Origin of the sequence: Bordetella petrii, assembly GCF_017356245.1 — a bacterium.
Classification (GTDB): Bacteria; Pseudomonadota; Gammaproteobacteria; order Burkholderiales; family Burkholderiaceae_B; genus Bordetella_A; species Bordetella_A petrii_D.
In genome coordinates, this window is the sequence record NZ_JAFMZZ010000011.1 from 1 (window position 1) to 509 (window position 509).

A 509-nucleotide genomic window follows, 5' to 3' on the forward strand; every position below is an offset into this window, starting at 1 on the left:
TCCTCCTGGCTGGCCACAGTGTGTCCGGTGATCAGCTCGTACGCCGAGCCGGCCATCCCCGGCACTGCCAGTAACCCGCCCACCGCATCGGCCAGCAAGGCCACGTGTGCGGACGACATCTGCCCCAGAACTTGCGACAGCCCTGAGGCACTTTGTACGTCGTACAGGGTCATCAGCGCGTCGATCTTCGCCGATGACGCGTCCAGCGTCTTGATATTCTTCTCGTAGGCCTCGTTGCTTATCTGCCCACTGAGCAGCGCCTGCTCCAGTTCGGCCCGTTGCGCGGCAGTCTCCTTCGCCACCGACGTCCGGTTACGATAGAACGTATTGTTGTCGGCCTCGATGCGCGCCGCCGCGCTGGCGGTGGCGGCGTCTCCTCCGAGTCCGGTGATCACGCCGGCGACCAGGCCGTTCAGCAGGTTGCTTCTCGCCTCCACCTCTTCCGCAGTAGCGCCTGGCTCGGGCTTCAGCAGATAGCCCAGCACGCTGCTCAGGCTTGCTCCAGCGGC

At 65.0% G+C, this 509-nt stretch carries 1 protein-coding gene; it reads right to left on the reverse strand.

Features of this window, described 5'->3' with window-relative positions; genetic code table 11:
- On the reverse strand, positions 1-509 hold a 509-nt coding region (locus tag J2P76_RS23525; protein ID WP_207410708.1), incomplete at both ends, for a hypothetical protein.